Genomic DNA, 22,182 nt, shown 5'->3' with positions numbered 1-22,182 from the left:
GGACAAGACAATGACCACTGCACCCCTGATGCAAAATCCGCTCGCGCAAACCGACCTGGTCGACTGGGGCACCATCCCCACAATGATCGAAGGCGTCAGCCAGGTCTCCGGCCGGCTGATCCACAAAGGCCCGAATGGCGAGAGCGAATGCGGTTTGTGGATCTGCACGCCCGGCACATGGGAATGCCATGTGACCCGTGATGAATTCTGCCACTTCCTCGAAGGCCGCGGCACCTATGTGCATGAGTCTGGTGAGGTGATCGAGATCACGCCGGACACCGCCGCCTTCTTCCCCAAGGACTGGAAGGGCGTTTGCACCGTCCATGAGACGATCAAGAAAGTCTACATGATCCGCTAAGTGACGGCGCGCCTATCTTCGGACGCGCCGATCTCCTTGAACTTCTGAAGCAGGCAGGATGCCATGATCCGTTTCGACATTTCCAAGCCCAGCTATTTCGCGGCGGGAGACTATCGCCCCAGTCTCGGCCGGAGCATCGATGTCATCGATCCAGCCCGAATCGAGACGGTCGGGGTGATCACCGAGGTGACGGAAGACGAGCTGTCCATGACGCTGGATGCCGCAACGATCGCGCAGCGCAAGTGGAAGAAGCTGGACGCCAAAAGCCGCGCCACCCTCCTACACAAGATCGCCAACCGCATCGAGGCCACCGACATGCGGCGTTGCGCGGAGATCATGTCACGGGAAATGGGCAAGCCCTATCCGGAAGCGATCGGCGAAGTCGCCAATTGCGCCGGCGCCTTCCGCTATTTCGCCGAGATGGCGCGCGACGAGGCCGGCAAGGTCGCCGGCACCACCCAGGCCGGCTCGTTCCAGTTTGCCCGCTACGAACCGCTGGGTCTGTCCGTCCACATCATGCCGTTCAATTTCCCGATCCTTTTGATGTGCTGGACGGTGGCCGCGTCGCTGGCGTCCGGCAATGGCTGCATTATCAAGCCGGCGCCGGCCACCACGCTCTCGACGCTGGAATTCATGCAGGTCTTTGCCGATCTGCCGGAGGGCCTGATTACCTGCCTGCCGGGCGGCGTGGCGCTGGCGCAAGCGCTGATCGCCTCGCCGAAGACCCATGCCGTCGCCTTCACCGGCTCCGTTGCCGCTGGCCGGGCGGTGGCCATGGCCGCTGCCGGTCGGATGAAGCCGGCGGTGATCGAGGCGGGCGGTTCCGACCCGATGATCATCTCCGCCCATGCCCCTCTGGACGTCGCGGCAGCGGGTGCGGTCACTGCCGCCTTCCACATGTCCGGCCAGGTCTGCACCTCGGCCGAGCGTTTCTTCGTGGTCGATGCCGTGTTTGACGATTTCATCGCCAGGTTCGTCGCCGAGACCCGACGCCTGCGCATTGGCCACGGGTTGAGTAAGGCTGAGATCGGCCCGCTGGTCTCGGAGGCTGCCCGTGCCAAGGTTATCAGGCTGGTCGAGGATGCCGTCGCCAAGGGCGCCAAGGTCGAAATCGGCGGACGCATACCACCGTCGGAGCCGGTCGGCTGGTTCTATGAACCGACCATTCTCACCGGCTGCACCTCCGACATGGCGATCATGCAGGAGGAATGCTTCGGTCCGGTGGCAGCCGTGATGCGTGTGGCGGATTTCGACGAAGCGATCGAAAGGGCGAACGACAGCGAATTCGGCCTCGGCGCCTCGGTCTTTACCACCTCGCTCGAAGAGGCGATGGAGGCGGCCGAGCGGCTGGAGGCGGGCATGGTCTGGGTCAACAATCCGCTGATCGACAACGACGCGCTGCCCTTCGGCGGCTGGAAGAAATCCGGTATCGGCCGCGAACTGTCCCGGCTGGGTCTTGATACGTTTCGGCGCTCCAAGATGGTCATCATCGACCACAAGCCGGTGCGGCAGGACTGGTGGTATCCCTATCCCGATGACTGGTTCTTCGAGACCGGTGGCCGCAAGCACGCATGAGCTCGTCTGTCGACCGACCCGAACTGATTTCATGACAAGAGGACTCTCGATATGATCATCACCCTTCTCGGCGGCGCCGGCTTCATGGGAGCCGGTATCGTCCGCGATCTCGTTTCCGATCGCGCCATCGTCGATATCACAGGAATTCGCGTCTGCGATGCGGCGCGCGACAAGATGGAAGCGCTGAAAGAAGAGCTTGGCGATGCGCGCCTTAACCTGATCGACCTTGATGTCACCGATCCTGCGGCGCTTGCGGCGGCGATCGAAGGTGCCGACATCTGCATCAATTGCGTGCCGACCCTGCTCGGTTTCCAGATGGCGATCTTCGAGGCGGCCCTTGCCGCCAAGGTCGTCTATATCGACCTCGGCGGGCTGGGGACATTTACGGTCAAGCAGCTGGCCGAGCATGAGCGTTTCAAGGCCGCCGGGGTGACTGCGGTGATCGGTGTCGGCGCCGATCCGGGCATGTCGAACGTCATCTGCCGGGCGGTCGCCGACGAGCTCGACGAGATCGACAAGATCAACCTCTACTGGGCGGCCGAACTGGTCGGCGACGAGAACCCGGTTCTCGTTCCGCCTTACAGCGTCTCGACGGTGCTGGCGGAATATGCCCATGAAAGCACGCAGTTCTACGGCGGCAAGCATGTCACGTGCCCGCCCATGAGCGGCAGCGAGTTTCTCGACCTGCCGGAACCCTGGGGGCGTTGCGAGTTCATGCACTCGCCGCACTCCGAGCAGTTGACGGTCCCACTCGCCGACGGCATCAAGGAAAAGGGCATTCAGGAATTTTCCTGGAAGCTACACCTGCCGCATCGCGAGCACGAGGCCTGGGTAGGGCTCGTCAAGGCCGGTTTCGGAGATTTCAACGATCCGATCGAGGTCGGGGGCGTCAAGGTTCGTCCACTCGATGTGCTGAACAAGGTGATCGAGCGCAACATCAAGAAGAATGCCAAGAGGATCCCGGCGCAGGACAGCCACGAGATCCACTTCGCGATCGGCAAGGGCCGCAAGGATGGCGTTGAAAAGACGGTCACCGTCGAAGTGGTGGTCAAGCCCGATGCGCTCTATGCGTCCTATGTCGATGCCTGCACGTCCATGAATGGCTCGATCGCCGCGCAGTTGATCCTTGCCAATACCAGAAAGCCGGGCGTCTGGGCGCCGGAGGAGTATTTCGACGTTGCGACCTATTTCCAGGAGCTGGAGAAGCGCCGGTTCCAGATCTCGATCAGAAGATCATGACGCCATCCACACGCTGGTGAAAAGCCGGGCAGATTCAACCGGTCGCCGCAACACCCCCAAACTTGGAGGTGTTTATGGTGACGGGAAGATGGAAATCAGAACGTTCACCACGACGCAAATTGTCCTCGCCAGGTCGGCCAGCTGTGTGGCAGCGTGAGAACCTGTGCCGGTTCTGGCGAGGAGTGGCGGCAGGTCCGTCCAGTGAAGACGCCGCAGTCGAAGCCGGTGTCTCCGGCCCTGTTGGAATCCGGTGGTTTCGGAGTTCAGGTGGCATTCCTCCAACACATTTTTCGCCCGCATCGGCACCAGTTACAGGTCGAAACCTGTCGTTCCGAGAACGGGAAGAAATCGCTTTGGAATGCGCTCGGGGCACGGGGTGCGTGCTGTCGCGCGTAAGCTGGGACGGGCGCCCAGCACGATCTCCCGCGAGATCAGGCGCAATTCGGCGACACGGGGCGGAGACTTCGACTATCGGGCCATTACCGCATCCGGAACAGATTGCGCGGCGTCTGACGCTGGACTTCCCTGAGGACCCGACGCCATGAAGCCATCTAGCGCTCTACACTCAGGGCCGTGGCGCCTTGAAGCGGGCACTATCGGCTTGCCTTCGTTCCGGGCGAGCGCTGCGGTTGCCTCGCGAACGTGCTCGTAACCGTGGCAAATCCTTCCTGACTGATGCGTTGATGATCAGCGATCGTCCGTCCGAGATCGGCGAAAGAGCGGTGCCTGGTCATTGGGAGGGTGATCCTATTCTCGGTCTCGGCAGTTCAGCAATTGGTACGCTGGTCGAACGGACGACATGATTCACAATGCTCCTCCACCTGCCACGCATGGAGCGTCATGGGATGGACAAGTCTGTCAAAAACGGCCCAGCGCTTGCCGGGCATGGTGCCGAAGCTGTTCGCGACGCGATCGCCGGGACCATCATGGAGCTACCGGCACATCTTCGTAGATCATTGACCTGGGATCAGGGCGCGGAGATGGCTCAGTATGCTCAACTCCGCATCGACACGGGCCTTGAGATATACTTCTGCGACCCCCAAAGCCCCCGGCAACGCGGCAGCAGCCGAAAAGATCAAATAAAATCAACGCGAAGTTCTTCCCGCGCACAGGTCTCATCAGACATCTCTCAGCCGCCTATCCGGCGGGTAGCGGGGTCTTGCGCACTGAGACAGTCGGAGGGCTTCTCTCAGCCGCCTATCCGGCGGGTAGCGTCAACATCCTCGCAAACAGTGACTTCGCTGCTCTCTCAGCCGCCTATCCGGCGGGTAGCATCTGCATGCCTCATTGAAAGAAGATCCCGAGTCTCTCAGCCGCCTATCCGGCGGGTAGCTCCCCATCAGAAAGCAATGGGACCGCAAAGATTCTCTCAGCCGCCTATCCGGCGGGTAGCATCCTTTCCCATTACGAGGACCGGCAGATTCGTCTCTCAGCCGCCTATCCGGCGGGTAGCCTGAGGCGCGTGAGGCGCGTGCCAGAAACCTCTCTCTCAGCCGCCAATCCGGCGGGTAGCGGCGAGATCGCCGACCGGTTCAACCTGCCCGTTCTCTCAGCCGCCTATCCGGCGGGTAGCAAAGGTGACCAGTGGCAGCAACTGCCGTTCGATCTCTCAGCCGCCTATCCGGCGGGTAGCGTGCAACCCGGCATGGTCGCGGGCCGCTTCCCTCTCTCAGCCGCCTATCCGGCGGGTAGCGAATGGCAGGACGTCGAGACGATCCGTGTCAATCTCTCAGCCGCCTATCCGGCGGGTAGCCACCGCAATCATCAGGAGCAAGCAATGGTGAATCTCTCAGCCGCCTATCCGGCGGGTAGCATCTCAGCGCCGCCCTTGGCCTTCCCGGCAAGTCTCTCAGCCGCCTATCCGGCGGGTAGCATCGACCTGCTTTTTCGGAAGGCCGGTTCCGTTCTCTCAGCCGCCTATCCGGCGGGTAGCGTGGCCGAGGACGCGCCGCGATACCAACCGGTTCTCTCAGCCGCCTATCCGGCGGGTAGCGGTCATAATCCCGCCGGCTATGATGCCGGACTTCTCTCAGCCGCCTATCCGGCGGGTAGCCCTGCCGCCGCGACCGGTGCTCCGGTGGCCGATCTCTCAGCCGCCTATCCGGCGGGTAGCCCTTTGCCCGAGGCGGATCTCGGGGCGATCGATCTCTCAGCCGCCTATCCGGCGGGTAGCGCACCGGACACACTCAACGCGATTTACGAGCTTCTCTCAGCCGCCTATCCGGCGGGTAGCCGATGCATTGGCGGCAATCGGCTACACCTGCTTCTCTCAGCCGCCTATCCGGCGGGTAGCGACCTGTCACGCCTAATCACTGGCGTCGGCAATCTCTCAGCCGCCTATCCGGCGGGTAGCATGTAGAATGAAGCTGAGGCCGGCCGCTCGTGTCTCTCAGCCGCCTATCCGGCGGGTAGCATGGTGAGATAGTGATTGCCGGCGACCTGTCGTCTCTCAGCCGCCTATCCGGCGGGTAGCCAGGGCTTGGTTTCGGCGTGCGCGATGATGAGTCTCTCAGCCGCCTATCCGGCGGGTAGCGCTTCGAGGTATTTCACAATCCCGACGACAAGTCTCTCAGCCGCCTATCCGGCGGGTAGCCGTCTCTCTGTAAAGCGTAACAGGGCCGATCTTCTCTCAGCCGCCTATCCGGCGGGTAGCGGTTTCTTTTGCCACAAAAGCACAGCATTATGAAACGGTTAAGGCTCCACCATCATTAAAATGAAATTCTCAACGATCATATCTAAAATATTGTTTTCAATTGCGTTTTCCGAAGGCTCCAAAAAGATCCTCGGCTTTCCCACGGGTGAAGCCTGTAAATTCCGTGTACGTCATTTCGATTTTGATGTCATCGCCATAGGTAGGCACGGAAACCTGAAAACAGGCTTTTATGTCGGCGCGCTCCATCTCCCCTTGACCGCCGGACAACGCCATCCATGCCTTGTCCGTCAGCTCGATGAAGAGGCGGGCGACGGACTTCAGGTCGCAGGACAGGCAAAGTTCCTTGCCCGCTTCACGCAGCGCGCTGTTGCGCGTGCCGGGGGCGAGATCGACATACCAGGACGAATCCTCAAGGCTCTCGCCGATCCTGCAGAACAAGGCTTCCCGCGTCCCCGAGCGCCGGAAGCGCCGCGTCCTCGTCATTTTGAGGTTCCAGCGCGCATTGGCCTTGGCAAGATATTTGCCAAGCGGGTCGCGTTCATCGGTGGAGATCATCCGGCCGCGCAGTTTGGCTTCCGCATCCCTGAGGGGAAAGGACAGGCTTGCCTGCGCAACCAGCAGAGGCGCGGCGCTGATCGTGGAAAAGTCCGCCTCGCCGGCGAGCGCCGCAAAGTTGCGACCGGGATGGGCATCGAGAAGGTCCATGCGGTCCAAGTCGGTTTCCGTTGCCGGCGGCGTCTCAACGCCGGGCCGCTGCAACCTGCCGCCCTGCATGGCAATGGGGCTACGGCCGAGAATGAGCACGTTGACATCCTGTCCGCGGGCGGCGCGATGGCGGCGCACGCGGCCTGCCGTCTGAATGATGGCACGGACGGAAATGGGATCGAGGATTGCATAGTCGAAGTCCAGATCGTTGCCGGTTTCGATGACCGGCGAGGCGACCACGACGATTTCGATCTGGCGCACGCCGGCGCTTCGTGCCCGGTCGAACACGCCTTCGGCCTCACAGAGCGCACGCATCCCGGCATCGGGATCGCGGCCCTTGCGCGTCAGCGCCCGTTTCAGCCGGGTTTCGATATAGGACCGGTGCAGCCGCGGCAGGCGGGCGTGCAGGCAGACCAGCAGCCGCAACCGGTCTCCGATCACACCGGAGCGCATCTGCACCGCCAGCGCGGTGGCATGGGCAATGCGGGTCATACGGATCAGCCCGATGGACACTTCGAAGCCGTCAATGGTAACGGCATTCGCACCGTGCAGGCGACAGCAGCCGTGATCGATCTGGCTGACAAGGTCCCGCCAGGTTTCGCAAGGCGGCAGAATTTCGCCACGCCGCAAAGGCAGTGCGGCCTGCACTGCGGCAAGGATCGCCGTACGGGCGTGCATCAACAGATCGTCAAGCGTCTCTTGCCCGATATTGGTAAAGACCGATCCCGGTGTATCGCCGCAGACAAGCAGATTGATGTCCGGCGCAATGCCCGTTGCGCGCGCGTGATCGGCCCATCCCCGGCGATAGGCCTGGTACATCGCCTGTGCGATATCCGGCGTCAGGGTGGCCGACATGACGATGACGCGGCGACCGGCGGCGCCTGCCTGAAAGATCAGCCGCCCGATCGCTGCCAGATCCTCGCCGTCATACTGATCGATTTCATCGAGGATCAGGTCGGAGGTCAGAAGGCGCAGCGATTGCAGGAGGAAGCGGGCATTGACGGGCGCTGCCACGCCCATCAGGTGATCGATGGTACCCACCATGACCGGTGCCTGAATGAGACGCCGACCGTCTTTCGCACCGCTTCCCGCCTTTTCCAGCACCATATCGAGGAAAGCCGGAAGCCCCCTGTCGGTGTCGAGCGAAAGGCTGCGCAGCCAGTTTTCCTCTTCGGCACTGCCCTCTTGCGGCACCGCCCCGCTGACATGCTCGACCCGCAGCCATTCGGGCAGATGGATCCGGCTTTCACTGCCCTGCTCTGCCACCGGCGGCTCGTCTCCACCTGTCTTGTCATCAAATTCCAGCGGAGGATCGCCGATCAGGACCGCGACATCCTCGCGCCGGAACGCAAGATCCTCCACATATTCCCGCGCAGACTGGGTTGCCAGTACCCGCAGACCGAGGCAGAGGCTCAGGCGCAGCATTCGCCGTTCCGGGCGTTTGTCGGCCATGGCCGCCCCGGCCAGAATCGTCGGCGCGCCGCGGGTCTTTCCCGTTCCCGTTCCAGCCAGTATGGCGGCGAAAAAGCCGCCCTCACGCTGCGCGCAGACGCTGCGCGTCGCCAGGGCTGCCTCCGCCTGCCAGGCAAAACGGATATTGGACGATGGCTGCGGATAGGCAATATCGACGGGCAGCGACGCCTGATCGAGCGCGGGATAGCGATCCCGCAGATCATGGGTCATCTCGTGGGCAAAGCGGGCATACTGATAGACACGTTTCACATGCCGCGACAGGCTGTCACCCGGTTTCGACTCCGGCCATCCCTCCTCGCGCACGGTATTGGCCATATGCTCGGGAGGCGTGTCATGCGTGGTCTTTTTGGCCGAACCGAGATGGTCGGCAAACATCAACGATGCGCGAAGCGCGATATCGGCGCTGCTTGGGGCGGCATCGGCGCGCAGATGCGCCGCTTGCCCGTGCAGGGCCTCCAGCCACCAGGTCTCATGCCAGAACGGCGTGCCCGGTGCGATCGCCAGATCGACATCGCGGTTCAACGCGCTTTCACGCCTGACATGGCGGTCCGCCAGGAACACGACATGGCTGCGGTCTGCGTCCGGCAGCCGATGATGGGTCAGGATCAGCATGCCGATAAGATGAGCGAGGCCGCCGATGCGATCCATGAAATCGAAACGCAGCACCTGCTTCTCAGCCGATTGCAGGTCCTTGAGCGTCGGACGCACATCGCAACACGCCCGGTCGATAGCCTCGGCGGCGATGCCCTGGACGGCAGCGGCCAGATCCGCATCCGGCGTCCTGCCGCAAAGCCGGTCCCAGACGGCTGCGGAAAACAGTTCGTGGCGCACGGCATCCGCCTGCGGTGGAGCACTGTTCAGTGCGCGCCGGAGTTTTTCCTGAAACAGGTTCGTGGCCTTGCCGAGATCGTGAAACAGGGCGGCAATGGCCAGTGCGGCAGCACCGCAGCGCGCGGCGTGAAGGGTGCCGGCATGGCGCTTGAAATCCGCCGGATGCGACGCAATCGGCACAACGCCCTCATCGGAAAAGGCAAGGCGAGAGCCGATGCGGATTAGCGGCTTCCTGCTTTCGGCACTGCTTCTGATTTCATGAATGACGACGGCCGTATTGCGCGTTGCGCGCTTGCGCAATTCGCTCGAAACCCGATCCAGGCAAGCATTGGTGGCCTTTCCCCGCCAGGTTCGGTCACCGATCCGCCAGAAATAGCGATCCAGCACGCGCGCCACCCGTTCGCGCGATTGCTTCTCGGAACGACACACGGCGATGATCTCACGCATCCGCCACCACCTTTTTCATGGATGCCGTCGCAATCATGCGCTCGACAGTGGCAATTGCTTCCTTGAGGATCTGCCGGTCATCGAACGCAGTGACAAGGCGGGCGCGGAAACCCTGCTCCGCCTCCTTCGCATCCTTTGCTCTGGCAAAGGAGAAAGCGGCTGGCAGCACCAATGCATCCTTGAAACTGTCGGCCAGATCGAAAACCAGACCGCCCGCACGGGTCTTGCCGTGAAAGATCGACATATGCGGCGGAATGCCGAGCGCCCAGAGTGCTGCCCCCGCCATGCCGTAACATAGATAGTTTCCATGATCGATCAGACGATTGATGAGTCGAATCGGGTCAAGGGCCTGCGCCGATCCCTTCACCTCGCCCTCACCGGCCTCGCGCCGGAAGACCTGCCTCTTTGAAAGGCTGGAAAGAGCGGCAAATTCGGCATAGCAGACTTTGGAAAAGTGACCCTCGAAGCCCAGCAATTGCGCAATATCGACACAGCCGTCGAGATCCGCCTCGAATCGTGCGCAGGCTTTGTTGAGAGGAGCGAAATCTCGCGCCTGAAGCCACCGCGTTGCTCCGGCTGTGCCCATCTTGCGCATGCGGGCAATACGATCTCGCATGATCGCCTTTGCCGCCTGCAGGGAAAGGTCCGACGAAAGATAGATCGGCAGCATCTCCCGGAAATGGCGGGTTGCCGTATAGGTGGTCAGCCCGCCCATATGCAGCGGCGTGCCCCCGCTTCCGGTAACGGCCAGATGCACGCCTTCCTCGCCCAGAAGGCGCATGGCGCTCTGGGTGATCGACGTGCCTTGCCCCATAAAGAGAACGGCGAGGTTGACATGGGGGATATTGTACTCCCGACGATGCTCGTCGTCTTCGATATGGTAGACGATACGGTCGCCTTCGACATGGATGCGGGCGCGCTCGAGATAGAGCGCGCCCTCCCGGTCGGTCACAAGCAGACGGGGTCCGCCCTTATGCTGCATTGTCGATCTCGCGCATCGATTGCGCCAGCACCGGCAGAATGGCTGGCGCCGCTGTCCCGGAAAACCCGTAGGTGCTGACCATCAGCGGCGCATCGGAAACCGTGCCCAACTGTTCGCGGATGTGCAAAACTGTGTCGCCATGGGTCAGAAGCAGGGTTTCGGTATCGTTGGCACGCAGCTTCACCGGCTTGCCCAGTGGCTTGCCGCGTTTTTCCGCGCGGCGCTGGCTGCGTCGTACCCAGCCCGGCGTGTGCTTCTCACAGGCCCGGTCGCGAATATAGGCCACACCGTCCAGACCCGGTTCGCAGTAAGCCTCCATCACCGCCGGCTCCGTGAGCATGCCGCGCCGCCTCAGCGTTACGATGCCGTCCAGCGCCAGCAGGGCTTGCAGGGATGCGTCGGAACCCAGCAGTTCCACCTCGTCGCCGGGAAGCATGGTGTCCCGGCCCATCCGCATCATGGGAAGCGCAACCGCAATGAAATCCTCCGGCGAGGCATGGCGATTGGCATGATGCACGGCGCGCAACGCGGCGGCAAGAACATCCTGCGCCGCACCCAGTTCGATGACAGCGCGCACCGGTTTGATCAAAAGACGCGCGGTGCCCCGGCAACGCCCTTTCACTTCGTTCAATCCGCTCATCCGTTTGCCTCCGCCTTTTTGCTGCTGGCCCCGAAGACACCGCCACGGATCAGGTTCGCCATCACGAAATGCGCGTCCCCGGAGATTTCCTCCGGCGTCCCAGCCGCTTCGATGCCGGCAATGAGATCGGCGGCCTTGGCGCGCAGATCGTAAAAGCTACGTTTCGATTTCGGATCGCGCAGTACGGCACTGGTTTCCTGAACGCCGCCATAGGGGTTGACCGCAATTGGCGCCTCATGGATCTCGCTGCCGTGCCAGATATCGATATGACGCAGGGCGGCACCGATCTTCTGGGAGTGCATGGAGGCTTGCATGATGTCGCGGCCCGCGTGGAACGTCGGCAATTTGGCGAAAACCCGGCTCAATCGCTCGTCGGCCTTCTCTTCGCGCACATATTCCTGCGAGGGAAATACCTCCTGCCCTGGCTCCATGACCGCGCTCCAGCCCACCTTGACGGCGAAGGCCTCGTGCTTGTCATTCGAGAGACCGTGGACGATCCCCTCGATCAATTCATCCAGCGCTGCCGGCGTCCCCTCCACCAGAGCTGCAACCAGATCATCCCGCGTTGCTGGTTGGTCGAGGCTGAGCAGGAAGGGGTTGAAGGTCAGGCGACCGCCGCCACGCATCTCCAACGCCACAGTCATCAGATCGGACTGGAAACGGTTGCGCCACGCGAAACGGGCATTGGCGATATTCCAGAGATAAAGCAGCGCCAGCGTCCGGAAGCCGCCCGCTTGGCGATAAGCAGCAGCCAGACGTTCATAGGCCGCACCGACATCGGTGTTGTTGCAAGCATGCGGATGCAAGGCGAGTGGCATGAAACGGATCGAAAAGGCCAACCGCACGCCATCATGCCCCTGCGGCACGATCGCATATTCCACCGATTGCGGATTGCTCGAGCCGGGATTCCTGGCCTTATCCTCCGAGGATTGTCCGCGAACGCCCTTCTCCAGAATTTCGATCGGCGTTTGCAGCTCAGGCCTGGGCGAAGAGGTGGCATAGAACAAGCCTTCGGTGATCTGAATGGAGCGGGCGAAGGCGAGCATGCCAGTTTCCAGTGACAAGGCGGCAGTAGATTTAGCCATGGATGCGTAACTCCTCTGTTGGATGGGGTTGATAGGATTCAGGATGATAGGTGGCATGGCCGAGCACGAGATCGCCCCGCGCCTCCCAGCGCCAAAGCAGCGCGCTCAACGCCGTTGCACTCAACCCTGTCAGTCTTTCATTGCGGACCGACACCAGTTCGGCGATGCCCAGCACCGGCTCCGCAAAGACATGGGGCACAGTCTTGCTGCGGGTGCGAATGCGCGGCGGCACGGTTGCGGGATCCTCCAGCAGGTGGTAGCCGATCGAAGCCGGAACGATCCAGCCAAAGCCCGGTTCGCGCTCTGCGGGGAAAAGCGTTCTGGCGACGGCGGCAAGTCCCTCCTGATCGCCGCTGGTGATCAGGCGGCGTTCTGCCAGTTCCGGGCGTATCATGGCATAGCCGCGACGCAGCGACCGGAACGCCGATCCGTCGGGCGTGACGGCCTCGACCTTGAACGCTTCGTTCTGGATCAGGCCACCGGCGATGCGGCGATGCGGGATCTGCTCGCGAAGGGCGCTGTCGCTGTCGCATCCGGGCAGATGCAGCAGCAGGGACAAATCGACCGTTCCGACCATATCCTCGATGGTTTCGATCGGCGCATAAAGCCCCGACTTGTTTTCCATTTCGGGCTTGGTGCGCCCCTCCGACACATGCACACGGTGCAGGACCGGGATGACGCCGGCGCTCCACGGTGTCAGACGCAGCTCACGGGCCAGCAGATCTGCCAGACCGAGAAAGGAGAGCGGGCTTGGAAGACCCGCGGCAAAGTCATTCATAATGAGGTTCACGCGGCTGGCGCGAATGTCCTTCACCACATACAGGTCCCGAAACTCTGTCATGAGGTACCCCCGACGCTCTGGCGAAGCATGTGTTCGAAATGCGGACTGGTCAGCGTCTTGCGCGCGCGTTCGCGGTCGTCTTCACTGCCCCAGCGAAGTTGCATGAGCACAGAAGCCGGGTCCGGCGGTGACTGTCTCTTTCCCTCGGCAAGACCGTGACGGCCGGCAAGATGAGACGCGTCGTAAACCATATCGGATATGAACGCTTCCGCCTCGCGGATCAGGCGCTCTGCGGCCCGATCGAGAGCAGCGCGCGTATTGCTGTTGTTATAGACGGCATCCGCGTCCAGCCTGTCCGCGTAGCCCAACACCCATTTGGCGGCTTCCTGATCACGCCAGCGCGGAAAGCGGCCGCCCTGTACGTAGCGATACAGTTCCGACTCCTCCCGACTCATCCCCGCCGGCATCGTTGCCAGAAAGCGCACCCGTGGCCCTCCGATTGCCCCGGAGATGTTCTGCGGCTTGGCGCTGACGGCCTGTTTGGTCCAACGGCCACGCGGAGGAGGCGGGGCATTCTCTTGCTTCTTCTGGAAATAGGGATCCGTAATCCGCTTCATCCCCATGAAGGCCGTTGCCGGTGCAACCGGCGTCACCTGGAGATCGCCGCCGCATGGACGCGGAATGAAGATGATCGGAAATTCCCCCGCGCCAAGTTTGAGCGGCGACTGCGGCGGCGATTGCAGCACTGCGCGCATTGCCTCCAGCACATCTGCCCCGAACACCTCCGCAAAGGCGCGCAGAACGGCTTCTGAATGCTCGTCCGGATTGCGGATATATTCGACCACCGAGAGAGACGCATGACCGATGATCTCGAGCGGGCGATAGACCACCTTGCAGAAGGGAATATCCGGAGCGTTGGTCGATGGAAGCATCGCGGCGCGATGATTGGCGTCCGGCCGATCGAACCGAAGAACGGCATGATCGCCATCGACGCGCGGACTGACCAGTTTCAGAAGATGCGTGCCGCTCTTCGTGCAGATTCGCGCTGCAATCTCTGCGGTCAACGGATTTTTCAACTGATTCCGCATGAGACGAAACTCGTCCCGCACGGCATCCGGCGCAATCAGCCGCCCCGCGAGCTTGAAGGAGAGAACGACACCCTCCTTGATAGTCGCCTCGTCGTCGCCATCATATTCATCCGGTATAGTTTCCATTTTAATCTTCCCGCACTGGTTGTTGCAACGCTATAGCAAGTTAGATATCTGTCAAACGACAATAATTTGCAAAACGAAGGATTTTTTGGCTTGGCAGGAAGAAAAGACGTGCTGTATGGCTGGATCGAAGCCTGTCTGCGGTATGGTGGCGAGTTCGGTCCCGCCGACAAGATCACATATCAGGCGGTGTTCGGGGTCTCCGAGGGCACGGTCTCGCGTCATCAGGCTGAGTTTGAGCACCTTTTCGAGGCGGTGTGCGGCACCGTGTTCGAGCGCGACACCAATGATCGTGTCAAAGGCGGCCGCCTGACCGTCGCAGAGGGCGGACGATTTCCGGAAGAACCTGTATTTGCCAAAATGCCGAGCCTGCACCGATGGCTTCAGGAAACGCTCGATCGTTCACGGTATGTGGAACTGCCATCCCTGCGACGCGATCCTCCTCACTGGATCATGCGGCTCGTCATCAAGTCGATCCGCAGGAAAACGCCACTGCGCATCACCTATCACTCCCGCAGCGGAAGCAAGGAAAGGGTCGTGTCAGCCCATGCGCTCGTGCGCATCGTGGGCCGCACACATATGCGAGCGTTTGATCACGGGAAAAATCAGTACGGTGATTTCGTCTTGTCCCGGATCACTAATGCGATTCTTGTGCCCAACGCGGGCCAGTATATCGGCCCGGAACACGATGACGCGTGGAATTCCGTCCAGCAGATTGACGTGCAGGAGAAGGATAGCGCGGAAGAGGGCATCGAACGCACGGGTGTGCGGCTGGATTTCGGGCTCGACGATCAAGGGCGTCGGGCAGAGCGGGTCAAAAAGGCCCTCGTCCAATACATGATCGACGACATGATGGAAGGCTACAATCCACCGGTTCGAATAAGCACCCCGCGCCTCCCAGGAACAAAGCCTTGAATCTGGCACCTTCCTCGATTAACGAGTTGCAATCCGGAGACCAGCAGGTCAGGTCTATTGCTGGGGCGTCTTTGCGCCTCTTCAAACACTCAGCAACATTGTAGGCATAAATTGAGAACGTTCGCTCGACGCCTGACGAGCACGCCTCTAGGATCAACCTTATTCCCGATCAACGTCCACCTCTGCCGAAACGCCTCGTATTCAACGCCGTTCCGCCTGGGCAAGCCCGGCATCCGTAGGCTGGCGATGATGTCGTGGTTTACATCGTTGTTGAAGAGTTTTGAAAGCCTATCGCAGGAAAACGGTTGCAGGAAGACGATTGTAGCCAGCAGGGCCGCCTCGTGCTGTGGCAGCGACCCGGGGAGCGACCGAACTGTTGCCGGTGACGACGCGCGGATGACCGGTAGGGCCATGCGCGTACAGTAACAGGCCGGTAAACTTGCTCAGTCTTCGGCGCACAACCCGATCAGCTCCTCCAACTTATCCGAACTTGTTGCCGATCGGTCGCTGCTTTGGCGCCCGCGTTCTGGAACACAACGCTATCGTTCCTGTCGGGCGAGAATCGAAATCGGCCGCGGTTAGCAAACCGCGTCATGCTCGTTTCGGCGGATCCAGCTGAATCGGAACCGCATGGATCATGATCATCAATTGATTTCAAGGCAATGCCAGCGGCAAAGGCGGCGTCCCCTTCGCTCGGATCGCGTCGCGGGTCCGCCCAGGCCGCTAGGGCGGCACGGCCAAGCCGAGGCGGGCTTTGGCGGACGGGGAGCGAGACTGCGAATCCATGCCGTCCAGGCCAGCTGAAGCGTGCGGTTCATAATAGATATATTGTGTAGACCGCACGTCATGTCATCAGATAATTATATCCGATAATCTTGCATTATTGGATGTTTTGCTCATCATAGAGAAATCGCCCAAATCATCGACCAGAACACCGAAAATCGCGTCCAGGAGAGTTCCATTCCATCTGACAGCACGGCCGACGAAGACGATGATTTTGCCCCGCGGTCGTCGGTCGACAATACCAGCCTGCCCTCCCCCGCCAGTCAGCATCAGACGCCGGCCCATCCATGCCAAGCGGCCCGTCCAAAAGGCGGCGGTCATGGCCGAGGATATAATCGCCATGGTCGAGACGCTTGATCGCGGCTCTCTGCGCGGCCTGAGCGACCGCGCCATGCTGCTCGTCGGCTTTGCTGGAGGTCTTCGGCACTCCGAGATCGTCGGCCTCGATCTGAAGGCCGATCAGACTGAGGACGGACGCAGTTGGATCCGCAGAGATGACCCGCCGTTATCAGCGCCGCAGGGACCGTTTCAGGGTGAACCTGACCAAAGCCTCCGGGCTTTAATACTTCGGCTCGCCCCGCACGAGATTAAGTCATGACACAAGGCGCTTGAATTCCCGCTACCCGAACACCAGCAGCTCATCTTAACCGACGAACTGATCCGCAAAGTTCAGGGTCGCAGCTGGATGTTCTCGAAGCTTCAGGCGGCGATCACCCCATCGATGAAGTCACGCAAAAGCGGTCGGTCAAACGCCCCTTTGGTATCCAGCATCCACGACACCGCTTCTAAGGAAGTCCAAGGCTTTTTGTAGGGCCGGGCTGACGTGAGGGCGTCGTAAACATCGCAGATCGCGGCCATTCTTGCGTAAAGGCTGATCTGCCCATCAAGAAGCCCCATGGGATATCCCTTTCCATCCAGCCGCTCATGGTGATGAAGGCATACGTCGCGCACGATGTCCGGCATGCCCTTGCCACGGGAGAGCACGTGATGCCCAAGGGCTGGATGGCGACGAATGAGTTCCATCTCCGCATCGGTCAGGGCGCCGGTCTTGGTTAAAATCTCGATCGGCATGCCGATTTTTCCGATATCGTGAAGGAGACCACTCATTCCCAAGACTGGAACAAGAGCCGCGTCGAGTTTGAGATGCCGCGCCAGGCGTATCATCAGAGCCGACACGGCCAGGGAGTGAAGGAAAGTCGCCTCATCTTTTGTTTTCATCCGGGTCATGCTGATGAGGATGGAAGGATTGACATCCAGCGACTGGGTAATTTCCTCAATTACGGGAGACACCGTTTCAACAGTAACAGCAGCCCCGGCACTCACATCGTCAAAGATACTCTTCAGCAGGACGGAGGTTCTTTTGATTTTATCGGCGGTCAGGATACGGATCCTGCGAGCGCTCGACGCCGACGATGTGTTGACCGCCTGACCCGGAACATCGGGTTCGGAGTGCCCCGCGACCGCCGGCAAGACATCCAGCCCTCTGGATGTATTGATGAACACACCGCAGACGTTACTGTTCCTGAGACGTGCCGCTTCCTCCTCGCATTCGAGCGTGTAGCGGTGACCGGCAAACGGCGTGTCCAGCCAGGAGCCCTCCAACGCCTCTATAAACATTCCGATTCGTAACTGATCCTTACCGATACGTTTCAGCATTTCCTTCACCTTGGGATGAGAACGACCGTTTGAGATTAAGCACCGCGTGCCACGCATTTTTGAAAATGCGGGGCTGCTGGCCTGATGGAGGGGGTACCGCTGAGCCGACGAATGTCCGGTGACAGAGTGGCTTAGAACTCCTTCCAGGACTGTTCCGCAGAGGCGCCGAACGCACTTGCAATCTTGCGTCCAAGGGCTTTTGCGGGTGACGCGACCGGGCGCGGGTTGTTCGAAGCAAGCCGCACCGGTTGATGGTTCACCGCTTGACCGCCAAGATTAAATTGCGAGATCAATCTGTTCAGGGCATCTGCTTCGCCGGCCAGACTGTGGCTGGCTGCCGTCGATTCCTCGACCATGGCCGCGTTCTGCTGCGTGCCTTGGTCGATGGTGTTGACGGCGGTGTTGATCTCCTGGATGCCGATCGACTGCTCCCGCGCGGCTTCCACGATGGCGTTGACGTGGCTATTGATCTGCTGGACCTCTCCCACCATGACTTCCAAAGATTTCCCGGTCTCGCCGACCAGGGCGACACCGGTGCGCACCTGCTCTCCGGACGTGATGATGAGTGCTTTGATTTCCTTGGCGGCACCAGCGGAACGCTGTGCAAGTTCACGTACTTCCTGGGCAACGACCGCAAAGCCTTTGCCAGCATCTCCTGCGCGGGCGGCTTCCACGCCGGCATTCAACGCAAGCAGATTGGTCTGGAAGGCGATTTCATCGATGACGCCGATGATGTTGCTGATCTCGCCGGACGATTTCTCGATCTGCTGCATGGCATGCACCGCATTGCGCACCACCTCGCCGGCTTTCTCCGCACCAACTCTGGTGCGTGAGACGAGGACGCCTGCCTCTTCCGCTCTTTTCGATGAGTCCCGCATCGTCGTCGTGATCTGTTCCAGGGCAGCGGCCGTTTCTTCGACGGAGGCCGCCTGTTGCTCGGTCCGCTTTGCCAGGTCATCGGCGGCGGAGCGAATTTCATTCGCACCACCGTCAATGCCGCGGGCATTCTCCATGACCGCCTGTAGAGCCTCATGCAGCTTGGTCAGCGAGTTGTTGAAGTCGAGACGCAGTGTATCGAGATGGGCGGCGAAGGGTGTCACGATGCGATAAGCAACGTCACCATCAGCGAGCCGCTGGAGCCCATTTGCCAATGCATCGACAACGAACTGGGATTCCGCCGCTTCACGCGCCTTTTCCGCTTCTCGTTCCAGGCGCTCCCGTTCGCTCATGGAACGATTGGCCTGCGCTTCCTCTTCCATCGCCGTTTTCTGTATCGCGTTTTCTCGGAAGACAGAGACGGCGGAGGCCATTGCGCCGATTTCGTCAACGCGGTCGAGGCCGGGGATTTCTATGGAGACGTCGCTCTGCGCCAGCCGCCCCATGGCGGCCGTCATCTGCTTGATGGGAAACGCGATGCTGCGCGCGACGAACCACATCGCTGTGATGCCGCCCGCTGCAATCACGATCCCGACGATTACCTGGAACAGCGTGTCGGCATTGTTGCGCTTTGCCAGCGATGATGTGAGGGCTGTGGCCTCTGCCATTGCCACCGATCGCGGCACTTCAATGATAACGGACCAGGGCGTACTCGTCCGGCCAATCAGGATTGGCGATATAGCCATAAATGTATTAGCATTTCCTTCGACGATATCCTTGCCAGCCTGGATAAAAGAAAGCTGGTCCTTGGCCATCGGATTAATTTCACCGAACGGGCGTCCAATGGCATCAGGGTGGTCGCTGGAGGCAACGACAAGGCCTTTGTAGCTGACGATATCAACAGCAACCTTGCCGCCATAGATCGATGCTTTCACGTCTTCCGCAAGCTTCTGGACAAAGGTGAGATCGAAATCGGCACCGGCAACACCAACGAACTTTCCGTCGATGGTGATGGGAACAGACATGGTGGCCAGGTAGACGTTCTTGCCCTGAACGATATAGGGCAATGGGTCCAGGATGCTCTCCCCGGTGCCACTCTTCGGACCAAGATACCATCCGCCCTTCATGACACCGTTCGGATGCAGCTCTGCACTATCATATTCGACCAGCGGTTGGACGGCCAGCTTGCCATCGGCGCTTCGTGTCCAATAAGGCAGGAAACGCCCGGTCGCATCCGAACCGATATTCTGTTTGTCGCGAAACTGCTGGTCCTGACCGTCGAGTGCATTCGGTTCCCAGGCGCTGTAGGTCCCATTGAAGCCCGGATTGTCTTTCAGGACATTAAGGAGGATAGCGTTGAACTCTGTGCGGCGCGCGCCAACAGGTGCAGAAGTCATATTGTCATTCATTGCCGAAACTTCGAACATCCGGGCCATGTTGCGCGCTGAACCAAAGGCCTGGTCGAGCGGCGACTTGATCAAGGCTGCTTGAGCAAGTGCGAGTGTCTTCAGATGGTTCTTGGTGCTGTCTTCCGTCAGCGTATCCAGGTTCTCACTGACGAACCCCTTGCTATTTGCGGCGGATATAATGCTGTACCCCACCAAAGCTCCGCTCGCCGCAACGACGCAGACGCCCGCGAGCAGGGCAATTTTCAGCTGAATTGATCGAATGCGCACAGTCCCTACTCCTATATCTCGACGCGGTATGCGCCGTGTGAGGCTCGAACGTGCTCTGGCTATATTAATCATCTCGTAATTTAATCAAATTGAATTTAATATTTGTCGCAAAAATGAGAATAACTTTCTTTTATTAGACTAAAGTCGAAATCTGTTATTTTCGAATTCACAATAAACATGTTCTGTCTTTGACATATATCAAGAAAATTGCAAATTCTTAGCTTGATGTTCGGTAATTCCTAAAAGCGATTTTATAGCTTACTTGGGGACGATTTCCGTGAATTCAGAATCTTCTACGATGCTGACCGGTTTACTTCAGGCCATCCATAAATCTCAGCATTTACCTAATTCAGCCTAATGACTTAGGTGCCTCGCCCTGCCATAAATTAAAACGCAAACCGGATGAACGTTTCACGCTGAGTTTAATCAAAATCAGAAGCTGGGACAAAACTGCCGGTCCTAACCATCGATAATCAGCGCTTATCGATGGCAGTTGATCTGGAGTCGCAAATCAGCAAGATCGGGCAAAATCACGGTCCGAGCGGCCGCCGAAACCGTCCTTTTGGAGCGTCCATGGCCATACCCAAGACATCACCGACCACGACGTCGAAACGCTGCGCCGGAGCCTGACCAACTGGTCGACACTGACCAAGTGGCGCGGTCTCAATGGTGCCTTCGCCTCCCCCTGCCCTCAAATCAGCCATTTTGCTGTCGATCCGGGCCGCGCTAAGACAACGTTTTTGCAAGAGCGCCAAGGCTGTTACCGGAGACGTCCTGGCCAAACTATTGGCGACCTGCTCGATCTTCGCGACCGAGCGATCCTGATCGTCGCCTTCGCCTCCGGCGGCCGCCACCGCGATGTCTACGATAGACCCTCTAATACCGTGAGGTCATCCTCCTGTATTCATTGGTGAAAAACCATCTGTACGGCTGACAATTGTACTTCATGGTAAGATCTCCTCTCATTACTGCTTTGACTTGGATCTAACCGCGAATGCTTTCATGCCGACTTGCGCCCCTCTGGCTCTTGCGTTCGAAGCAACGCCATGAGCATCGGGCCAAGCGAGAACTCGCCTCGTTCCGTGCGCCTCGTCAGGTCGCGCAGATATCCGCCAGGTGAACTGATGTGCCCTGCCCGCTCCAGAACGCAAGCCATCGCAACCGCAGCGTTCTCGGGCCCCATCGCTTCACAGGCCTCCTGATACGCCGATGGACTAACACCGAGCATTGTGCGCACGACCACCGCCGCGGTCATCAACTCGCGCCAATGTGAAATTGCACCGCCTGTCGAATAATCCGATATCTGTGGGCAAGCCCTAAGCACCATACCCAATGGAAAAGCCTTTATCGGTTCGGCACTCCGTTTCGGACCAGCCGCTGCCCTTCCGCTCCGCTCCTTCTCAGAGCGAGGTTCAAGTTCATTTAAGGATTCGGTATTTGAATTCTGTATGTGGTGACGGTTTTCGCTATCATTGCTGTCGGTTTTTTGAGGAATTAGCTGGATTTCCAGCATGTTGATAGCTTCCTCGCTCAACAAGGTCAGATCGTCGAGGCACGCTTCAAGGGCAGCGGGCGTCTTGGCTGTTTTGAGGCGTGCGATGGCAGCTACAAAGGCATCCTCAACAGCTTGCCAGTTTCCTGCCGCTCCTTCTTCCACTGCTGCGCTGATGAGCTTGCGGATGTCTCGGCGTGTGATCGTGATGCGTTCTTTTATGACGCGTAGCCGGCGGCTTTCCTCTGCGACCTGATGCGCCAAAATCGCCAGCTCTTCTGCACGGGCAAGGAGCGGCGCGAGGCTGAAGCCGTAGGCAGTTTCGATCTCGCCGTCGTTTCCTTTGCGAGCGTAGCGCTTCCCATTCGGACTGTCATTGCGCTGAATAAGGCCCGCCTGGACGAGGAGAGCCAGGTTCTCCCGCAGCGTGGTCCCAGCTATTCCGTTCGCGCGGATCGCGAGCTGAGCATTGGATGGAAAGACAATCAGATTGCCTTGCTCACTCAACTCCTGTTGGGGATAGAATGTTAACAAAGCATTCAATACTGCAAGCGCACGATCGCGCAGGCCGAGCATCGCCCTCGCCTCGCAGGCACTGCGGTAAACTCTCCATTTGTCGACGGATTTACCCGACCTAATATTAGCCGTAGAAAGCTGACCTTTTACCAAGGCGAGCGTCATCGGCCGCCGCCCGAATGGCGTCGTTACATTTCCTGTTTGCATTTCCCTCTCACCTTTCTAAAGGCAAAAGAAGTCCGCTCACCAAACTGGCGCCAAAGACTCTTGACTGCGATTCATGGAAAT

At 59.8% G+C, this 22,182-nt stretch carries 12 protein-coding genes, 5 pseudogenes and 1 CRISPR repeat array; of the genes and pseudogenes, 7 read left to right on the top strand and 10 right to left on the bottom strand.

The features are described 5' to 3' along the window. Nucleotides 1-10 precede the first annotated feature (10 nt). The 4 genes and pseudogenes from PY308_RS22525 to PY308_RS22510 form a co-directional block, all read left to right on the top strand. Nucleotides 11-358: a cupin domain-containing protein gene (locus tag PY308_RS22525; RefSeq protein WP_275791602.1), complete on the top strand. Its 348-nt coding sequence runs from the start codon at nucleotides 11-13 to the stop codon at nucleotides 356-358. Between the two features lie 63 nt (nucleotides 359-421). Continuing rightward, a complete protein-coding gene (locus PY308_RS22520) occupies nucleotides 422-1,933 on the top strand; it encodes an aldehyde dehydrogenase family protein (RefSeq protein ID WP_275791601.1) in 1,512 nt (503 codons plus the stop codon). A 51-nt stretch (nucleotides 1,934-1,984) separates the two neighbouring features. Then, the gene (locus PY308_RS22515; protein ID WP_275791600.1) at nucleotides 1,985-3,172 is read left to right on the top strand and encodes a saccharopine dehydrogenase family protein; all 1,188 of its coding nucleotides are present in this window, start codon (nucleotides 1,985-1,987) and stop codon (nucleotides 3,170-3,172) included. 74 nt (nucleotides 3,173-3,246) lie between these two features. Further along, nucleotides 3,247-4,239: pseudogene (locus PY308_RS22510) on the top strand (transposase); the annotation flags it as partial. Nucleotides 4,240-4,297: 58 nt separating this feature from the next. Further along, a CRISPR array of direct repeats spans nucleotides 4,298-5,825; the repeat unit is 28 nt; unit sequence TCTCTCAGCCGCCTATCCGGCGGGTAGC. A 96-nt stretch (nucleotides 5,826-5,921) separates the two neighbouring features. On the opposite strand, the gene PY308_RS22505 reads toward PY308_RS22510, so the two are convergent. Genes PY308_RS22505 through PY308_RS22480 form a run of 6 tightly spaced genes read right to left on the bottom strand, consistent with a single transcriptional unit; the run spans nucleotide 5,922 to nucleotide 13,983 of the window. Continuing rightward, nucleotides 5,922-9,281 (bottom strand): P-loop NTPase family protein, encoded by a 3,360-nt coding sequence (locus PY308_RS22505; protein WP_275791599.1) that lies wholly within the window; start codon nucleotides 9,279-9,281, stop codon nucleotides 5,922-5,924. Next, entirely contained in the window at nucleotides 9,274-10,263 is a 990-nt protein-coding gene (cas1f, locus tag PY308_RS22500) for a type I-F CRISPR-associated endonuclease Cas1f (protein WP_275791598.1), read from the bottom strand. The genes PY308_RS22505 and cas1f overlap by 8 nt, the downstream gene beginning before the upstream one ends. Then, the gene (locus PY308_RS22495) at nucleotides 10,253-10,903 is read right to left on the bottom strand and encodes a hypothetical protein (RefSeq protein ID WP_275791597.1); all 651 of its coding nucleotides are present in this window, start codon (nucleotides 10,901-10,903) and stop codon (nucleotides 10,253-10,255) included. The genes cas1f and PY308_RS22495 overlap by 11 nt, the downstream gene beginning before the upstream one ends. Then, the gene (gene csy3 / locus PY308_RS22490; protein WP_275791596.1) at nucleotides 10,900-11,988 is read right to left on the bottom strand and encodes a type I-F CRISPR-associated protein Csy3; all 1,089 of its coding nucleotides are present in this window, start codon (nucleotides 11,986-11,988) and stop codon (nucleotides 10,900-10,902) included. The genes PY308_RS22495 and csy3 overlap by 4 nt, the downstream gene beginning before the upstream one ends. Continuing rightward, entirely contained in the window at nucleotides 11,981-12,829 is an 849-nt protein-coding gene (locus PY308_RS22485) for a type I-F CRISPR-associated protein Csy2 (RefSeq protein ID WP_275791595.1), read from the bottom strand. The genes csy3 and PY308_RS22485 overlap by 8 nt, the downstream gene beginning before the upstream one ends. Further along, complete coding sequence (locus tag PY308_RS22480; RefSeq protein WP_275791594.1) at nucleotides 12,826-13,983, bottom strand: Sec7 domain-containing protein; 1,158 nt, start codon at nucleotides 13,981-13,983, stop codon at nucleotides 12,826-12,828. The genes PY308_RS22485 and PY308_RS22480 overlap by 4 nt, the downstream gene beginning before the upstream one ends. A 90-nt stretch (nucleotides 13,984-14,073) precedes the next feature. On the opposite strand from PY308_RS22480, the gene PY308_RS22475 reads away from it, so the two are divergent. Both PY308_RS22475 and PY308_RS22470 read left to right on the top strand, forming a co-directional pair. Beyond that, nucleotides 14,074-14,895, top strand: a complete 822-nt coding sequence (locus tag PY308_RS22475; protein ID WP_275791593.1) for a WYL domain-containing protein — start codon at nucleotides 14,074-14,076, stop codon at nucleotides 14,893-14,895. Between the two features lie 1,060 nt (nucleotides 14,896-15,955). Next, nucleotides 15,956-16,165 (top strand): annotated as a pseudogene (locus PY308_RS22470) (integrase); the annotation flags it as partial. A gap of 212 nt (nucleotides 16,166-16,377) precedes the next feature. Here PY308_RS22470 and PY308_RS22465 read toward each other — a convergent pair. The 3 genes and pseudogenes from PY308_RS22465 to PY308_RS23085 form a co-directional block, all read right to left on the bottom strand. Then, the gene (locus PY308_RS22465; protein WP_275791592.1) at nucleotides 16,378-17,334 is read right to left on the bottom strand and encodes a cyclic di-GMP phosphodiesterase; all 957 of its coding nucleotides are present in this window, start codon (nucleotides 17,332-17,334) and stop codon (nucleotides 16,378-16,380) included. A gap of 131 nt (nucleotides 17,335-17,465) precedes the next feature. After that, a pseudogene (locus tag PY308_RS23090) lies at nucleotides 17,466-18,734 on the bottom strand (methyl-accepting chemotaxis protein); the annotation flags it as partial. Between the two features lie 486 nt (nucleotides 18,735-19,220). Then, a pseudogene (locus PY308_RS23085) lies at nucleotides 19,221-19,607 on the bottom strand (cache domain-containing protein); the annotation flags it as partial. A gap of 887 nt (nucleotides 19,608-20,494) precedes the next feature. Here PY308_RS23085 and PY308_RS22455 point away from each other — a divergent pair. Next, nucleotides 20,495-20,743: pseudogene (locus tag PY308_RS22455) on the top strand (integrase); the annotation flags it as partial. 143 nt (nucleotides 20,744-20,886) lie between these two features. Here the strand turns inward: PY308_RS22455 and repC are convergent. Next, nucleotides 20,887-22,101, bottom strand: a complete 1,215-nt coding sequence (repC, locus tag PY308_RS22450) for a plasmid replication protein RepC (RefSeq protein ID WP_275791590.1) — start codon at nucleotides 22,099-22,101, stop codon at nucleotides 20,887-20,889. Nucleotides 22,102-22,182 lie beyond the last annotated feature (81 nt).

Source organism: Pararhizobium gei, assembly GCF_029223885.1.
Classification (GTDB): Bacteria; Pseudomonadota; Alphaproteobacteria; order Rhizobiales; family Rhizobiaceae; genus Pararhizobium; species Pararhizobium gei.
Note: the sequence above shows the minus strand (reverse complement) of the source record. Positions and strands in the feature narration are given on the sequence as shown.

What these genes read in the sequence shown, in the direction of transcription:
- PY308_RS22515 (WP_275791600.1), top strand. Translation starts at nt 1,985, where the DNA reads ATGATCATCACCCTTCTCGGCGGCGCCGGCTTCATGGGAGCCGGTATC.
- csy3 (WP_275791596.1), bottom strand. Translation starts at nt 11,988, where the DNA reads ATGGCTAAATCTACTGCCGCCTTGTCACTGGAAACTGGCATGCTCGCC.
- cas1f (WP_275791598.1), bottom strand. Translation starts at nt 10,263, where the DNA reads ATGCAGCATAAGGGCGGACCCCGTCTGCTTGTGACCGACCGGGAGGGC.
- PY308_RS22465 (WP_275791592.1), bottom strand. Translation starts at nt 17,334, where the DNA reads ATGCTGAAACGTATCGGTAAGGATCAGTTACGAATCGGAATGTTTATA.
- PY308_RS22495 (WP_275791597.1), bottom strand. Translation starts at nt 10,903, where the DNA reads ATGAGCGGATTGAACGAAGTGAAAGGGCGTTGCCGGGGCACCGCGCGT.
- PY308_RS22480 (WP_275791594.1), bottom strand. Translation starts at nt 13,983, where the DNA reads ATGGAAACTATACCGGATGAATATGATGGCGACGACGAGGCGACTATC.
- repC (WP_275791590.1), bottom strand. Translation starts at nt 22,101, where the DNA reads ATGCAAACAGGAAATGTAACGACGCCATTCGGGCGGCGGCCGATGACG.
- PY308_RS22520 (WP_275791601.1), top strand. Translation starts at nt 422, where the DNA reads ATGATCCGTTTCGACATTTCCAAGCCCAGCTATTTCGCGGCGGGAGAC.
- PY308_RS22485 (WP_275791595.1), bottom strand. Translation starts at nt 12,829, where the DNA reads ATGACAGAGTTTCGGGACCTGTATGTGGTGAAGGACATTCGCGCCAGC.
- PY308_RS22505 (WP_275791599.1), bottom strand. Translation starts at nt 9,281, where the DNA reads ATGCGTGAGATCATCGCCGTGTGTCGTTCCGAGAAGCAATCGCGCGAA.
- PY308_RS22525 (WP_275791602.1), top strand. Translation starts at nt 11, where the DNA reads ATGACCACTGCACCCCTGATGCAAAATCCGCTCGCGCAAACCGACCTG.